The sequence below is a fragment of the Bradyrhizobium sp. 76 genome (genome assembly GCF_023073025.1).
Lineage (GTDB): Bacteria > Pseudomonadota > Alphaproteobacteria > Rhizobiales > Xanthobacteraceae > Bradyrhizobium.
The window spans coordinates 374081-391015 of record NZ_JADPIS010000090.1; the positions used below are offsets into that span (position 1 = coordinate 374081).

General features: G+C 64.4%; 9 protein-coding genes. 2 read left to right on the plus strand and 7 right to left on the minus strand.

Annotated elements, in window-relative coordinates; translation table 11 throughout:
- Nucleotides 1-62 precede the first annotated feature (62 nt).
- Nucleotides 63-227: a DUF3309 family protein gene (locus tag IVB48_RS18385; protein WP_007595743.1), complete on the minus strand. Its 165-nt coding sequence runs from the start codon at nt 225-227 to the stop codon at nt 63-65.
- Between the two features lie 185 nt (nt 228-412).
- Here IVB48_RS18385 and IVB48_RS18390 point away from each other — a divergent pair, with 185 nt between their 5' ends.
- On the plus strand, nt 413-730 hold the full coding sequence (locus IVB48_RS18390) for a polyhydroxyalkanoic acid system family protein (RefSeq protein ID WP_219681182.1): 318 nt from the start codon (nt 413-415) through the stop codon (nt 728-730).
- 3 nt (nt 731-733) lie between these two features.
- Here the strand turns inward: IVB48_RS18390 and treY are convergent, their stop codons facing one another.
- From treY to IVB48_RS18420, 6 genes are read right to left on the minus strand one after another with little or no spacing between them, the layout of a single operon-like run.
- A complete protein-coding gene (gene treY, locus IVB48_RS18395; protein WP_247401407.1) occupies nt 734-3520 on the minus strand; it encodes a malto-oligosyltrehalose synthase in 2787 nt (928 codons plus the stop codon).
- Between the two features lies 1 nt (nt 3521).
- The gene (gene treZ, locus IVB48_RS18400) at nt 3522-5273 is read right to left on the minus strand and encodes a malto-oligosyltrehalose trehalohydrolase (RefSeq protein WP_247401425.1); all 1752 of its coding nucleotides are present in this window, start codon (nt 5271-5273) and stop codon (nt 3522-3524) included.
- Entirely contained in the window at nt 5270-7348 is a 2079-nt protein-coding gene (gene glgX, locus IVB48_RS18405) for a glycogen debranching protein GlgX (protein WP_247401430.1), read from the minus strand. Before glgX ends, treZ begins: the two co-directional genes overlap by 4 nt.
- Nucleotides 7349-7351: 3 nt before the next feature.
- Nucleotides 7352-9490 carry a 1,4-alpha-glucan branching protein GlgB gene (glgB, locus tag IVB48_RS18410; RefSeq protein ID WP_247401438.1) on the minus strand — a complete coding sequence of 713 codons (2139 nt, stop codon included), beginning with the start codon at nt 9488-9490 and terminating at the stop codon, nt 7352-7354.
- Nucleotides 9483-12776 (minus strand): maltose alpha-D-glucosyltransferase, encoded by a 3294-nt coding sequence (gene treS, locus IVB48_RS18415; protein ID WP_247401445.1) that lies wholly within the window; start codon nt 12774-12776, stop codon nt 9483-9485. Before treS ends, glgB begins: the two co-directional genes overlap by 8 nt.
- Before the next feature lie 11 nt (nt 12777-12787).
- Nucleotides 12788-14734 (minus strand): maltotransferase domain-containing protein, encoded by a 1947-nt coding sequence (locus IVB48_RS18420; RefSeq protein ID WP_247401447.1) that lies wholly within the window; start codon nt 14732-14734, stop codon nt 12788-12790.
- Nucleotides 14735-14938: 204 nt separating this feature from the next.
- Between IVB48_RS18420 and malQ the strand changes: the two genes are divergently transcribed.
- A complete protein-coding gene (malQ, locus tag IVB48_RS18425) occupies nt 14939-16900 on the plus strand; it encodes a 4-alpha-glucanotransferase (protein ID WP_247401451.1) in 1962 nt (653 codons plus the stop codon).
- Nucleotides 16901-16935: the final 35 nt, after the last annotated feature.

The window sequence follows — 16935 nt, forward strand, 5'->3', positions numbered from 1 at the left end:
AGCAAAAAGGTGGGCACGGCGCGTTGCGCCTTTGCCCACCCTACTAGATATTCGCTCGGTCGCTAGATCCGTCCCAGCAGTAACAGGATCAGCAAGATCACGATGACTAGCCCGAGGCCGCCGCCGCCGTAATAGCCGGTGCCGTAGAACGGGCCGCCGCCGATGCCGCTGAAGCCGCCGAGCAGCGCGATGACCAAAATGATCAGAATGATCGTACCGATAGACATGCGGAAATCTCCTCCAGCCCTTCGTTGAAGGGTCGTTTGCAACCTGTCCCGTGGTGCGAGGGCAACTTGCCGCAGGTTCTAAAGTTCCGCCAATGAAACACCGGGTGCACGCGCAACTTGCATGGAACCTTTGTGGTACCGGCGGGCATGACTATGTGAGGTTCAATCACTAACCGGGCAGAGCCATGTCAGCACCGCTTGTCGTCTCCATTCCCCACCGCCTCGGCCGCGAGGAGGCGGTGCGCCGGCTCAAGACTGGGCTCGGCCGTGCTGCGGCAAGCATTCCCGTGATGCAGGTCGAGGAGGAGCGCTGGAGCGGCGACAGCATGAATTTCCGCATCCGCGCGCTCGGGCAGATCGCGACGGGGCAGGTCGACGTCGCCGACGATCATGTCAAGGTGCAGGTCGTGCTGCCTTGGCTATTGCAGCGCTTTGCTGAGATGGCGCAGGCCACGATCCGCAAACGTGGCCAGCTGCTGTTGGGCAAAGACGCGAAAAGTTAGCGTTCAAGCGCGGGCGCGCTGCCGGACCGGCTTCGTCGCACCCGCGGGGCGCGCCGGGATCACAGAAGCGGGAAAACCGCGAAGCGCCTGCGCGAGCGGCAGATCGTTGCCGGCTAAACCCGGCACGTTGTAGCCCGTGACGTCGATGGTGGCGTCGGCCCCATCGAGCGCCGGCCATTCGCGTCCGGCTTGCGTGAAAGGTGCGAAGTGGCGCCCGACCGCGACGATCACTGCAGCGCGGCCGTGGCGGCGGGCAAAGGCCACGACATGCTCGGCATGTGCGCCCCGCACCTGAAGCGGCTGGTAGTCACCTCGCGCGAAGACGTCGGGCAGCTCGCTGCGCAGCTTGAGCAGGTGCCGCGTCCAGGCCAGCTTGAGCTGGCCGTCCGGCCAGCTCTTGATCAGGTGATTCCAGTCCGGATTGTCCAGCGTGCCCAGCGCCGCGTGTCGCGCGGAAAAATCCACCGGGCGGCGGTTATCGGGATCGACCAGCGAGAGGTCCCAGAATTCGGTGCCTTGGTAGAAGTCGGGCACGCCCGGCAGAGTCGCCTTGAGCGTGAGCTGGCTCAGCGCATTCAGCGCGCCGAGCAGCGCGACGCGGCGTGCAAGGGTTTGCAGCGCCTCCAGGAATTCGCCTGACAGCGCGGGATCGAGTATCTTCGCGATGAAGCTCTTGACGCCGTTCTCATAGGCCTCGTGCGGGTTGAGCCAACTCGTCTCCTCCTTGCCCTCGCGCGCGGCCTTGAGCGCATAGGCCTGGATACGCGCGACGAAACCGGCATCTGCCATCTCCACAAGCGGCCAGGCGCCGAGCAGGGTCTGGTAGAGCATGTATTCGAACGTGGCCGACGGAGCGCGCAGATTGCCGTCGAGCGCGAGGTGCGGTGCGTTCAGGACTTTCCAGCGCGCGACCGCGCTGGTCCATTCGCCAGGAATTTCACTTAAGGCAGCGATCCGCGCCCGGGCGTCCTCGCCACGTTTGGTGTCGTGCGTGGCGGTCGCCGTCATCCCTTGCGGCCATTCCCTGGCGCGAGCCTGCATGGTGTCGTGGAAAGCGGAAATGGTGAGGCCCTTGCTCGCGGGATCGCCGCCGACTTCGTTGAGGGCGAGCAGCCGGTGGAATTGATAGAAGGCAGTGTCCTCCAGCGATTTCGCCATCATCGGCCCGGTGAATTGCTGCACCTTCAGCGCAAAGCGGCGCACCCGCGGTGCGCTGTGAGGGGGACGGCCAGGCTTGAGCAGGTCCATGGTGAGCGCGTCGCGCAGGAAGTCGAAAATGCCTTCGTCTGCGGCAAACCATTCCCGGCGCGCTTGCTCGATGGTGTCGTCGATCAGCTTGCGATCGTTCGCGGTTGGCGCGCCTGTCGTCAAATAGGTGCGGTACACCGGGAAATGCAGCACGTAGAGCTCGAGCGCCTGCCGCAGGCTGTCGGCGGAAAAGTCGCGGGTCGAATAGTGCCCGTTGGCGATGCGCGCAAGCAGGCGCGTCAGAACCGTGAATTCGCTGGTCAGCAGCGTCTCCAGCACGCGCCTTTTGGCGTCCTTGACGTAAGGCGCCAGCCGTGGCGGCCGGTTGCTGATCTGCCGCCAGATCTCGTCGAGGGCCTCCAGCCCCTTGGCGTCGACCAGAACGTGAGTGATGGCATTCATCCACTCATAGCCGGTGGTGCCCTGGACGCCGGCGAAATGCGGCAGGCGCTCGTGCTCGCACAGGATCTTCTCGATCACCGTATAGAACGGCCTTGTGGTGCCCTGCGCGTCGCGCACCAGCCGGCGCAGCCGCTGGCAATATTGCGCGGGATCGCGCAGCCCGTCGATATGATCAAGCCGGATGCCTTGCAGTTTGCCTTCGGCAATGAGTTGCTTCACCAGCCGGTGCGTGGCGGCGAACGTGCCGGGATCCTCGACGCGCATGCCGGCGAGCCCGTTGACGTCGAAGAAGCGGCGATAGTTGATGTCGCTGGAGGCAAGCCGCCAGTGCCCGAGCTTGTAGTGCTGGCGCTCCAGCAAATGATGCAGCGCCAGCGTCTGCGCGGGGCGGTCCTTGGCGGCGCGATACGCGCCGAGGCCGCGCGCGATGATGTCGGCGCTGCCTGCGATCTCCCTGAGCTCCGCCTTGAAGCCGGGCGCTTCCTTGCGGTTGGGACGGCGCAGTCCCGTGTAGCGCGCCGCGAGCGACAGCATGCGCTTGCCGGCCTCGGTCTCGGCGGCGTCGGCTTCCTTCACGATCATCCGCAGCATCTCGCCATAACGCTCCGGCGCGATCGGCAATCGATGCTCGAAATACCAAGCGGAGAAACTACCTTCATTGGCATCGTAGCGCAGCTCGATATCGCCACTCTCGAGCGCTTCGCCATAGGACGCTCCGAGGATCGGCAGCAGCACGCCGCCACGGGCGCGGAAAGCCAGTTGATCCCAGTCGATATCGAAGGAGACGGCGTGCGGCGAGGCCTGGCCCCATTCCAGCACGTCCAGCCACCAGGGATTGTCGGCAAAGTGGACGCCGACATGGTTCGGTACGAAATCGATGATGAGGCCGAGGTCGTGTCGCGTCAGCGCCTCGCTCAGCCGGGCGAAGCCGGCCTCGCCGCCGAGCTCCGGATTGAACTGGCTGTGGTCGACGGTGTCATAGCCGTGCGTCGAGCCCTTGCGGGCCTTCATCACCGGCGAGGTGTAGAGATGCGTGATTCCCAGCGCCTTCAGATAGGGCACGACCGCGGCGGCCTTGTCGAAGTCGAAATCCGCAGTGAGCTGAAGCCGGTAGGTTGCGAGAGGAACGGCTGAAGGCATGTCAAGCTCCGAGGCGCCAGACCACCGACCAGGGCGCAAGCCGGTCGCCGGTCGCGCCGCCCCAGATCAGGGTGCCCACACCGCGGGAATATGCGGCGTCCTTGTCGGAGAGATTGGCGACGAGGCGCAACGTCGTGCCATCTCCCATGTGCCAATGCGCGGTGAGCAGGCCGCTATCGGCCACGGCGGCATCACCGAAGCGCGCACCTTTCAGTCGTGGCGCGATCTCTTTGTGACGGAGTGCGAGCAGCTCCCGCACCAGCGCGAGACGTGCATCCTGCTCCGGCGTGTGGCCGCTCCAGTCGATCACGGCCGATTGCAGCGTTGCCGGATCGAGCGGGTCGGGCACCTCGTCGCCGTACGTCTCATAGGCCCAGGCATACTCCTGCTTGCGCCCCTTGCGGACGGCATCAGCCAGTCCGCCCTGGAAGTCACAGAAGAACGGGAAGGGCACGGTGGAGCCCCACTCCTCGCCCTGAAACAGCATCGGCACCATCGGCGCCAGCAGGGTCACCGCGAGTGCTGCTTCGATCTGCTTGGGCGATGCCAGGCTTTCGAGCCGGTCACCGAGCGGCCGGTTGCCGATCTGGTCGTGGTTTTGCAGGAAGTTGACGAAGGTTGCCGGCGGCAGCTCGTCGCTTTTCTCGCCGCGCGGCTGCTTGCCCCAGAATTCCGAGATCTCGCCCTGATAGACGAAGCCGGAGGCGAGCGCGCGTGCGAGATCGAGCCGCGGCGTTTGATAGTCCCCGTAATAGCCGGCGAGCTCTCCCGTCAGCATCACGTGCCAGACGTGGTGGTAGTCGTCGTTCCACTGGGCGCGATATTTGCCGTTCGGTGGCTCCTGCGCCGCGTCGAGCAGGCTCGCGCGGTTGTCGCCGTTCTCCAGCACGAGATGGATGTGCCGCCCCGTCGCCTTGGCAAGCTCGCCCGCGGCGACGCTGAGGTCCTGCAGCATCGATTGCTCGCCGGGGATCGCCATGATGTGGTTGGCGGCATCCAGCCTCAGGCCGTCGAAGCGATAGTCGCTGAGCCACGACAGCGCGTTCTCGACGGCAAAAGCGCGAACCTGCGGCACGCGATAATCGATCGCACTGCCCCACGGCGTATGCGCGTCGGTGAAGAAGGTCGGCGCGTAGCGGCCGAGGTAATTTCCCTCGGGCCCGAAATGATTATAGACGACGTCGAGGAACATCATCAGCCCGCGCAGATGGGCTTCGTCGATCAGCCTCTTCAAATCATCGGGATGACCATAGGCGCTGTCGGGCGCGTACCACAGCACGCCATCATAACCCCAGCCGCGGCGACCGGCGAAGTCGGCCAGCGGCATCAGCTCGACCGCGGTGATGCCGGTCGCGACGAGATGATCGAGCTTGTCGATCATGGCGCGATAGGTGCCTTCCGCGGTGAAGGTGCCGACATGCGTCTCGATCAGCACCGTCTCCTCCCAGGGACGGCCGCGCCAATCGGATGCGCGCCAGGCAAAGGCGTCATGATCGATCACCTCGCTCGGGCCGAACACGTCGTCGGGCTGGAATGCAGACGCCGGATCGGGCACGTCGATCTCGTCATCGATCCTGAATTTGTAGGTGCTGCCGACGGGCAGATTGGCAATCTCGGCGACATACCAGCCATCCTGCCGGCGCTGCATCGCGTGTCGTCTGTCGAGCAGCAGATCGACACGGCGGGCCGCAGGCGCCCACAGCCGGAACGACACGCCGTCCTTCGTCGGCCTCGCCCCGAAGGATGGCCTCATAGCGCCCCCGCGAAAGCGAGCACGGAGCGCGGCGGCGCCTTGCTGTCGCTTCCGGGCTGGAAGTCGACCGTGTTCAGCTTGGCATCGGTCGTGTTCAGGATTTGCTGCCAACTCTTGTATTCGGTCATTTTTGGCAATTTGAATGCGATATCTTCGGGGGCTGCGTTGAGTACGATAAAGATCGCGGCGCTGCCGGGTTCCATCGGCCCCATCACATAGGAGAGGAACCGCCCTTCCGGGAATTTCCAGTCGCTTTCCGTCATTTCGTCGCCGGCCGGCGTCAGCCACAGCGCGCCGTAGGAGATGCCGTCCTTGGGGCGGCCGTCGAGCCAGCGATAGCTGCGAAGCTGCGAGAACCGACGGCGGATATCGGCGAGCTCGGCGACGAAATCGACCATGTCGTCGCCGTCCTTGCCGAGATTGTCCCAGCCGACCCAGCCAACCTCGTTGTCCTGGCAATAGGCGTTGTTGTTGCCTGATTGCGAATTCCCGACCTCGTCGCCGGCGAGGATCAGCGGAATGCCCTGCGCCAGCATGAGGCAGGCCAGCACGTTCTTGCGAAGCTGCCGGCGCAAGCTGACGATTTGGGGATCGTCGGTCGGGCCCTCGACACCGCAATTGTTGCTGTGGTTGTCGTTGGAGCCGTCGCGATTGTCCTCGCCATTGGCCCCGTTGTGCTTCTCGTTGTAGCTGAAGAGATCGGCGAGGGTGAAACCGTCATGCACGGTGATGTGGTTGACGCTGGCGCGCGGCCGCCGTCCGTCGTGGTTGAACAGGTCGGAGGACGCAGTCATGCGGCTGGAAATGTCGCCGATCAGGCTGCCTTCGCCGCTCCAGTAGCGGCGCATGGCGCTGCGGTAACGGTCGTTCCACTCCGACCATTGCGAGGGAAATGCGCCGACCTGATAGCCGCCGAGGCCGAGGTCCCAGGGTTCGGCGACGAGCTTGACGCTCGCCAGCACCGGGTCCTGGCGGATCGCGGTCAGGAACGAGCTGCCGCGATCATAGCCGTTCGGCCCGCGCGCCAGCGTGGTGGCGAGGTCGAAACGGAAGCCGTCGACGTGGCAGACCTCGACCCAGTAGCGCAGGGAATCCATCACCATCTGCAGCACGCGCGGATGGGTGAGGTTCACCGACGAGCCGCAGCCGGTGAAGTCGTCGTAATAGCGCGGGTTCTCGCGGTTCAGCCAGTAATAAGACGCGTTGTCGATGCCACGGTAGCACAGCGTCGGGCCGAGGTGATTGCCCTCGGCGGTGTGGTTGTAGACGACGTCGAGCATCACCTCGATGCCGGCATCGTGCAGGCGTGCGACCGTGGTGCGGAAGGAATCGAGCGCGTTGTCCTGGGCATAACGCGCCTCGGGCGCGAAGAAGGACAGGGTGTTATAGCCCCAGTAATTGGCGAGCTTCTTCTCCACCAGGATGCGGTCGTCGATGAAGGCGTGGACCGGCAGGAGCTCGACCGTGGTGACGCCGAGCTTCTTCAGGTGCTCGATCATGGCCGGCGAGGACAGGCCGCCATAGGTGCCGCGCAAATTCGGCGGCACGTCGTCGCGTTTCTGCGTCAGCCCCTTGACGTGGGCCTCGTAGATGATGGTGTCTTCCCAGGGGATGTTGGGCCGGATCTCGCGACGGCCCCAGTTGAATGTCTCGTCGACGACGACGGCCTTCGGCATGCCGCGCGCATTGTCGCGCCGGTCGAAGGACAGATCCTCGCGGGGTGAGCCGGTGCGATAGGCGAAATGCGCGTCGCTCCAGACCAGCCGCCCGGAAAGCCGCTTGGCATAGGGGTCGAGCAGCAGCTTGTTGGCGTTGAAGCGGTGGCCGTGCTCGGGCTCGTAGGGGCCATGCACGCGGTAGCCGTAGAGCTGGCCGGGCGAGACGTCGTTGAGATAGCCGTGCCAGACATCCTCGGTGCGCTCCGGCAGCTCGACGCGCTCGAGCTCGCGGCGGCCCTGCATGTCAAAGAGGCACAGCTCGACCTTCTGCGCGTTGGCGGAGAACAGCGCGAAATTGGTGCCGCGTCCGTCCCAGCTTGCGCCGAGGCGTGCAGGCGATCCAGCAGTCAGGCGCATCGTTCAGCTTTCCGGAACGAGGAAGATCGCGGCGAGCGGCGGAATGGTGAGGCGGAGCTCGCCATTGACGGCGTGGACTTCGCCGATGTTGCCGACATCGCTGCCGCCGTAATGGGCGGAGTCCGAGTTGAACACTTCCTTCCACTTGCCGCCGAGCGGCGCGCGAACCCGGTAGTTGCGATAGACGTTGGGTGAGAAGTTGACGATCACCATGCACCGGGCATGCTCGTCAAACCCCTTGCGCAGCCAGGCGAACACGTTGCGGCTGGCATCGTCGGTGATCAGCCACTCGAAGCCGGCCTGCTCGCAGTCCATCTGGTGCAGCGCGGGCACCGCGCGATAGAGCCGGTTGAGATCGCGGATCAGCGCCTGGATGCCTGAATGAGGCTTGTACTCGAGCAAGTGCCAATCGAGCGACTGGTCGTGATTCCATTCGCGGCTTTGCGCGATCTCGGCGCCCATGAACAGCAGCTTCTTGCCAGGATGGCCGAACATGAAGCTGTAATAAGCGCGCAAATTCGCGAAGCGCTGCCATTCGTCGCCGGGCATGCGCCCCAGGATCGAGCGCTTGCCGTGCACGACCTCGTCATGCGACAGCGGCAGGACGAAGTTCTCCGAGAAGGCGTAGTGTAGGCCGAACAGGATGTCGCCGTGATGATGTTTGCGGTGGATCGGATCCTTGCTGATGTAGTTCAGCGTGTCGTGCATCCAGCCCATGTTCCACTTGTAGCCGAAGCCGAGCCCGCCGAACTCGACCGGACGCGAGACCTGCGGCCAGGCGGTGGACTCTTCGGCGGCCGTGCTCGCCTGCGGGAAGCGCGCGAACAGTTCGGTGTTGAAGCGACGCAGGAACGCGATCGCCTCGATGTTCTCCCGGCCGCCGTGCTGGTTCGGAATCCACGCGCCGGGCGGACGGCTGTAGTCGAGGTAGAGCATGGACGCGACCGCATCGACGCGCAGTCCGTCGATCGCGTAGCGCTCGAGCCAGAACAGCGCGTTCGACACCAGGAAGTTCGTCACTTCGGTGCGGCCGTAATTGTAGATCAGCGTGCCCCAATCGAGATGCCGGCCCTGGAGCGGGTTGGCGTGCTCGTACAGCGCTGTGCCGTCAAAGCTGCCGAGCCCGTGCGGATCGTCCGGGAAGTGGCCGGGCACCCAGTCGAGCAGCACGCCGACGCCCTCGCGGTGGCAGGCATCGACCAGCGCGGCAAAATCCTCCGGCGTGCCGAAGCGGCTGGTCGGCGCATACAGGCCAGTCGGCTGATAGCCCCACGAGCCGTCGAAAGGATGCTCGCTTACGGGGAGGAATTCGAGATGGGTGAAGCCCATGTCGCGGGCGTAGGCCGGCAGCTGCTCGGCCAGCTCGCGATAGGTCAGCCATTCATTGCCGTTCTTGCGCCGCCATGAGCCGAGATGGACCTCGTAGATCGACATCGGCGCGGACAATGCGTTGATGCCGTCGGGCGCCGGTCGCGGCCGGGGCAGATGCGCCTCGTCGAACACGATGGAGGCGGTCTTCGGCCGCACCTCGCTTGCAAAGGCCATCGGATCGGACTTCAGCGGGAGCAGATGGCCATGCGGTCCGATAATTTCGAACTTGTAGTGGTCGCCGGCCTTGGCGTGCGGGATGAACAATTCCCAATAGCCAGCGCCGCGCACCCGCATCGGATGGCGCCGCCCGTCCCAGAAGTTGAAGTCGCCGACCACGGAGACGCGCCGGGCGTTGGGCGCCAGCACCACGAAGCCGATGCCATCGATGCCTTCGAGCCGCATCGGATGCGCGCCGAGCTTGTCGTAAAGGCGCTGGTGGGTGCCTTCGCCGAGCAGATAGAGGTCGAAATCGGTCAGGATCGGTGGAAAGCGATAGGTGTCCTCGAATTCGATGACGTTGTCGCCGAACTTCGCGCGAAGCTGGTAGTGCTTCGCGCCGTTCGGCAGAGCCCCGATGAACAGGCCGGAATCATGAACGCGATCTAGCTTCGCCACCTCGCCGTGCTCGCCCACCGCCTCGACGTTGGAGGCATCAGGAAGAAACGCGCGCACCACGCTCTTATCGCCCTCGGGATGCAGCCCGAGATAGTGGAACGGATCGGAGTGGCGACCCTCGATGATTGCATAGGCTTCGGCAGGGAGTTTAGGCATGGGCTTCGCTCTCGATACTGGACAGAATGCGAAGCAGTCCGGACAGCGGCGCATGGAGCCCCTCAGGCCGGTGGGACAGCTCGTACTCTACTTCCTCAAACGCTTGATCAAGCAGGAAAAACCTTAACAGGCCTGCCGCGGATTGCGGATCTTCCGGCCACAGCCGTCGATCGGTCATGGCTTCGCGGTAGGCAGTGAGGAACGTCGCGGTGGTGCGCTCGCGCCATTCGTCCAGCGCAGCCGTAAGCCGGCCCTGTTCGTCGGAAGCACCGGTGAGCGCGCGGTGGAGCGCCGCGTTAACCGAAAGATCAATCGAGCGGATCAGGCCGGCAACGTCGCGCGTCGCAGGCAGCTTGCGCCGCTTGTCGGCCAGCGGCAAACGCGGATCTCCGTCGAAGTCGATGATGAAGATATCGTCCTTCACGATCAGAGTTTGCCCGAGGCGGAAGTCGCCATGATGACGGATGTTCAACCCGCCGATCTCGGAAGGTAAAAGCGCGTCGAGCCGGCCGGACAGGGACGCGCGCTGCGCGGCGAGCTGATTGATCAGCGGCCGATCTGCCTCCCGCAGGCCGTCGCTGCTGGCGGCCAGCCGCTCGAAAACCCGCTCGGCCCGTGTCTTGAGCTCCGATGACCAGCGCTTGACGTGTGCGGAGCCAATCGCCTCCGGCGCGAGATCGCCTGGCTTTGCAGCGGCCAGAGCCACATGCAGCTCGGCGAGCCGTCGGCCGATCTGCGTAATGAAGTGCAGATAGGGCGCCTGCTCCTGGGTCTCGCGGGGCATCTCGCCCGGTGGCAGCACCCGCTGCTCGTCGATATAGCGGTCGAGATAGCCCGCGGTGACGCCCCAGCCGTCGCCCTGGTTCTCGACATAGGCGTGCAGCACGCCGACTGCGCTGCGACGGTCGTCTTCGACCAGCTCGACGCTGCCGAGCAGTGCCGGCGTGTTGGCAAAGCGGGCGATTTCGGTGAGGTAGGAGCCGATCTCGATCTCGGGATTGATGCCGGCTTCGAGCTGGCGATAGATCTTGGCGACATACTGGTTGTCGACCAGCGCGGTGCTGTTCGACTGCTCGATCGCGCGGATGCGTTCGGGCTCCTTGATGGTGTACTCGGCAAACCGGCTGGTCGCCTTGAACTCCAGCCGCAGATTGTTTTCTTCCACCACCAGGTTCTGCGACAGGTTGCGCAGGAACAGCCCGATGAAGATCTGCTCCGTTGCCACATCCAGCAGCGTCCCTTCGCGGGCGCCCTGACGGACGGCGGCGAGTGCCCTCGGATTGAAGCGTTCGCGGTCGAAGCGCACCCATTCAATCTGCATCGGCAGCACGTAGCGCGTGGTGACGTCACCTTGCGCCACCTCGAAGAACGCAATCCAGGGCCTGTTGTCGCCGATGTCGCAGAACGGCACCGCCGAGGTCAGCGTCGGCTTGATCTGCTTGGGATTGTGCTCTGGATACCAGCGCGTGCGCGACAGGAATCCCGGCAGCACCTCGTGCTCGAACACGCCGCGCTCGCGCGCCAGCGACACCCAGGTCGAGTTCACCGGCACCACCAGCGTCTCGAATTCCGGAACTGCGCGCGGCGTCACCGGCTCGGACTTGTCGCGCTCGGTGAGCTGGAACCAGTAGAAGCCATAGGGCCCCAGCGTGACCATGTAGGGCAGTTCGCCGATCGCCGGAAAACGCGTGCGGCCGAGCATCTCCTGCGGGATGCGGTCTTTCCAGGGCGACAGATCGAGCTCGGTCGCCTGGGCCGCGCGCGACAGATTGGCGACGCAGAGGATCACCTCGTCGCGGTACTGCCGGACATAGGCCAGCACGGCGCGGTTGGCCGGGCGGATGAAGGTCATGGTGCCGCGGCCGAAGGCGAGCGTCGATTTACGCACCGAGATCAGGCGCTTGGTCGCGCTGAGCAGCGAGGACAGGCTGCGCGACTGTGCCTCCACGTTCACCGATTCGTAGCCGTAGACCGGATCCATGATCAGCGGCGCGTAGAGGCGGGCTGGGTCACAGCGCGAGAAGCCGCCATTGCGGTCCGGGCTCCACTGCATCGGCGTGCGCACGCCGTTGCGGTCGCCGAGATAGATGTTGTCGCCCATCCCGATCTCGTCGCCGTAATAGATGATCGGCGTGCCGGGGAAGGACAGCAGCAGCGAGTTCATCAGCTCGATCTTGCGCCGGTCGTTGTCCATCAGCGGCGCAAGGCGCCGGCGGATGCCGACGTTGATGCGGGCGCGCGGATCGTTGGCGTAGGTGGTCCACAGGTAGTCGCGCTCGACGTCGGTCACCATCTCCAGCGTCAGCTCGTCATGGTTGCGCAGGAACAGCGCCCATTGGCAGCTCGCCGGAATGTCCGGCGTCTGGCGCAGGATGTCGGTGATCGGGAAGCGGTCCTCCTGCGCGATCGCCATGTAGATGCGCGGCATCAGCGGGAAGTGATAGGCCATGTGGCACTCGTCGCCGCGACCGAAATATTCCTGCACGTCCTCCGGCCATTGATTGGCTTCGGCCAGCAGCAACTTGCCCTTGGAGTAGGAATCCAGCTCATGGCGCAGCCGCTTGATGATGGCATGCGTCTCGGGGAGGTTCTCGTTCGAGGTACCTTCGCGCTCGCAGAGATAGGGAATGGCGTCCAGACGGAAGCCGTCGACGCCGGCATCGAGCCAGCGCTTCATCACCTGGATCAGGGCGCTGACGACGCGCGGATTGTCGAAATTGAGATCCGGCTGGTGCGAGAAGAAGCGGTGCCAATAGAACGCGCCGGCCTCGTGATCCCAGGTCCAGTTCGACTTCTCGGTGTCGGTGAAGATGATGCGGGTGCCCTGGTATTTCTGGTCGGTGTCGCTCCAGACATACCAGTTGCGGGCGCTCGAGCCCGGAGGGCTGCGGCGCGCGCGCTTGAACCAATTGTGCTGGTCCGAGGTGTGGTTGACGACGAGCTCGGTGATAACGCGCAGCCCGCGTTTCTGCGCTTCCTGGATGAAGCGCTTGAAATCCTTCATCGTCCCGAAATCGGGGTTGACCGCGCCGTAGTCGGCGATGTCGTAGCCGTCGTCACGGCCGGGCGAAGGATAGAACGGCAGCAGCCACAGCGCGGTGACGCCGAGCTCCTGGAGATAAGGCAGCTTCTCGGTCAGCCCTGCGAAATCGCCGATGCCGTCATGATTGCTATCGGCAAACGCCTTGACGTGAAGCTGATAGATGATGGCGTCCTTGTACCAGAGTTCATCCACGATCTCGGCAGCCTCGGCTTTCTTGGTGTCGACGGAAGACAATACGTTCATGGCGTGCGCCCTTACGCCAGGCAGCGGAACAGCAGCGCCGGATCGCGGTCGGGATCGATACGCAATTTGATCCCGCCCCATTCGATGCGGGCCTGTTCGCCGGTGAGGAGGTTTTCGAGTGCCGACACGTGGTGTCGCTGCCCGCCGGCGTCAACCGTGATGTCGCCGAGCGGCAACCAGAATTCGCGTACGTGGCGCGAGAGCGCAACCACGGCCACGACGATGTTGGCCGGGTCGGTCGCTTCCTTGACGAAGGCGATCGTCTCGTCGTCTTCGATGCCGAGGAAGCGCAGGTTCGCCGCCTGCTGAAGCGCAGCATTCTCGTTGCGGATGCGATTGAGCTCCGTGATGTACGTCTTGATATTGCCGGGCTTGTCCCAGTCGCGCTGCTTGATCTGGTATTTCTCGGAGTCGAGATACTCCTCGCGGCCGGGGATCGCGTCGTGCTCCAGCAACTCGAACCCGCTGTAGACGCCGTAATTGCCGGACAACGTCGCGGCCAGCGCGACGCGCGATTTGAACGCCCAGGTCTCGCCGCCCTGCAGATGATAGGGCAGCAGGTCGGGCGTGCTCACGAACAGGTTCGGCCGATAGAAGTCACGTTCGGGATAGCGCGTGAGCTCGCCGAGATATTGCTCCAGCTCCCACTTCGCCGTTCGCCAGGGGAAATAGCTGGAGGATTGTGCAAAGCCGAGCTTGGCGAGGCCCTTCATCAGCTTCGGGCGGGCATACGTCTTGGAGAACAGGATTACCTCGGGATGCCGGCGGCGGATGTCACGGATGAGCCATTCCCAGAAGGCGAGCGGCGCGGTGTCATGATTGTCGATGGCGAAGATGGTGACGCCGTGGTCGATCCAGAACAGCATGGCGTCGCGAAATGCGTTCCACAGTCCAGCCCGGTCGACGGACGTGAAATCGGGGATGACGATGTCGGAATAGGGGCCCTCAGCCGTCCGCACCGAGCGGTCCGGGCGCCATTTGAACCATTCCGGATGCTGTGTCAGCCACGGGTGGTCCGGCGAGCATTGCACGGCGAAGTCGAGCGCGAGCTCGAGCCCGTATTCCAGGCAGGTCGCGACCAGCGCGCGAAAATCCTCGATCGTGCCGAGTTCGGGATGCAGCGCGTCGTGCCCGCCTTCAATGGCGCCGATCGCATAAGGCGAGCCGGGATCGCCTTCAGTCGCCACCGGCGTGTTGTTGCGGCCCTTGCGCCGGGTGCGGCCAATGGGATGAATGGGCGTGAAGTAGAGCACGTCAAAGCCCATCGCGGCGATGTCGGGCACGCGCGCGATGCAGTCGCGGAGCGTGCCATGCTGTCCCGGCACCGCGCTCTGGCTGCGCGGCATCATCTGATACCAGGCGCCGAAGCGTGCCTTGTCGCGGTCGACGAACAGCGGGAATAGCGCCGAGCGCGTCAGATCAGGCCGCGACTGGCTCTCGGCCATGGCTGCGCCGAGCTCGGTTGCCAGCAGCGGGGCAACGTCGCCGGTCTGAAGATAGTCCTCGCATCGCTTGACGATGACGGCGGCGGCGTCCTGCTGCGCGCCATGCGCCTTGGTCAGAAGGCCGGCGCCCTCGATCGCATCGAGCGTGACGTCGGCACCGGAGCGTTGCTTGCGCGCGACCGCGTGCGACCAGGTGGCGAATTCGTCGGTCCAGGCTTCGATCCCATAGACATATTTGCCGGGCTCGACGGGTGTGAACGCGCCGGACCAGCGGTCATTGCCGTGAGGGATCATCGGCTCGCTCTGCCATTCGCGGTCCTGCTCTTGTCGCCAGATCAGCGCTGCGCCGATCACGGCGTCGCCGTCGCGGTAGATGTCGGCCCAGACCTCGACCGGTTCGCGCGCGATCCGCTTCACGGCGAAGCGCCCGCCGTCGATCAGGGGATAGACGTCTTCGATGAGGAAAGTGCTGCCGGCTGCGGCACTCTCGACAGTTTGAATTGTCTTGTTCACGGTGATGCCATTGACAAGAAAGCAGGAGCCCGTTTCCCTTGCCGGGAACCTACGCTTGATACCACTATAGAAAGCCGCTTGTGTGTCATTGGTTCCCTGGGGAACGGCAGGCGCGGTTTGCGAGTTAACCCAGACTAACCTCTTCCGTGACCTCGTTAAAATCAATTCCCCCGGCCAGAGAATGGCTTGCAAGCTGCGTGCCGAATGGATCTTTTAGCTCAAGCCCGGATCAAGGGCGTTCAATCCGAATTCGTCGATGCCCTCGGAAAGCTGCGGGTCACCGATCCCGTGGCCCTCAAATCCATCCTCGATGCCCTGCCTGAGAAGCGGGTTTACCGCTTCGTCAGCGGGCCCGTGGTGGTGCGCGCCTTGGGACAGCCGCGCACCGAATTGGTGACGATCGGTGCGCCGCCGCTCAAATGGAAGATGACCGGCAACGGCAGTTTGATCGCGCAAGGTGAGACGCGCGAGCCCGTGATTGCCTGGCCCGCCGGCCTGCCGCTCGGCTATCACCGCCTGACGCTGACCGATGCCGAAGGCGTGACCGAAGAGGTGCCGATGATCGTGGCGCCAGAGCGGGCCTTTGGCGGCGATTTCGACCGCGGCTGGCTGCTTGCCGTCCAGCTCTACAGCGTCCGTTCGGAGCGCAATTGGGGCATCGGCGATTTCACCGACCTCGCCGGTCTCGTCCGGCTCGCCAAGCAGTTGGGCGCCGACGGCGTCGGGCTCAATCCCCTGCACGTGCTGTTCGACGACCATCCGGCCGATTGCAGCCCCTATTCACCGAACAGCCGGCTGTTTCTCAATCCGCTCTATATCGACGTCGAGGCGATCCCGGAATTTTCCCCCGACCTCGTCCCCGACGCGGCCGCGACCGCCGCGCGGCTCCGTGAAGGCGATCGTGTGCCCTATTCGGACATGGCGGCCTTGAAATGGCTGGCCTTGCGTGCCGCCTTCGACAGCTTCGTGAAAACCGCGAGCGGCGTCCGCCGCAACCAGTTCGACGCCTTCCGCGCGGCTCGCGCGCCGCTGTTGTCCCGTTTTGCCTGCTTTGAGGTGCTCCGTCATCGCGCCGTGGCGCCGTGGTGGGAATGGCCGATAGAATGGCAGCAGCCGGACGAGACAAAATGCGCCGAGCTGCGCAGCGGGCCCGACAAGCACGAGGTCGAGTTCGTCGAATTCGTGCAATGGACCGCCGATAGCCAATTGCATGCCGCCAAGGAGCTGGCCGGCCAGCTCGGCATGCGGGTCGGGCTTTATCTCGACGTCGCCGTCGGCGTGCAGTCGAACGGCTTCGATGCCTGGAACGAGCAGGGGGCGATCTCCCGTCATCTCGCGGTTGGCGCGCCGCCGGACGTGCTCAACACCATCGGCCAGGATTGGGGCCTCGCGGGCTTCAATGCCGGCGGCCTGGAGGCGCAATCCTTCGTGCCGTTCGCCGATATGCTCGCGGCTTCGATGCGCCATTCCGGTGCGATCCGTCTCGATCACGTGCTGGGCCTGAAGCGGCTGTATCTGGTGCCGCGCGGCTTCAAGCCCGACAATGGCGCCTATGTGCAGATGCCGTTCGAGGCGCTGCTGGCGACCGTGGCGCGCGAGAGCGCGGCCCATAGGTGCATCGTCATCGGCGAGGACCTTGGCACGGTGCCGGAAGGTTTTCGCGAGACCATGCAGGATTTCGGCATCTGGTCCTACCTCGTCATGATGTTCGAGCGCGACGATGCCGGTCACTTCCGGCCCGTCGATCACTACCGGCCCAACGCGCTGGTGACGCTGAACACCCATGATTTGTCGACCTATGCCGGCTGGCGCTCATTCAGCGATCTCAAGATGAAGCGCTCGCTCGGGCTCGATCCCGGCGAGAACGATCAGGCCCGCTGGGATGCGCTCGGCCTGCTCGACGAGATCCTGCGTGCCAACGGCATCCGTGCCAATGATGTCTATTCGGTGCTCGCCTTCCTGTCGCGCACGCCCTCGCGGCTGCTTGCGGTATCGCTGGAGGATCTGCTCGGCGTGATCGACCAGCCCAACATTCCCGGTACGATCGACGAGCATCCGAACTGGCGCCAGCGCCTGCCCGTGACGCTCGACAAGATCGCCTCGAAAGTCGATCTCGCGGCTTTGAAGGCTGCTACACGCGAACGCTCGTTGCCCGGCGGGCGTTGATCGCTGGGGTCTCCGGACGTCGTTTTCGAGGCTCG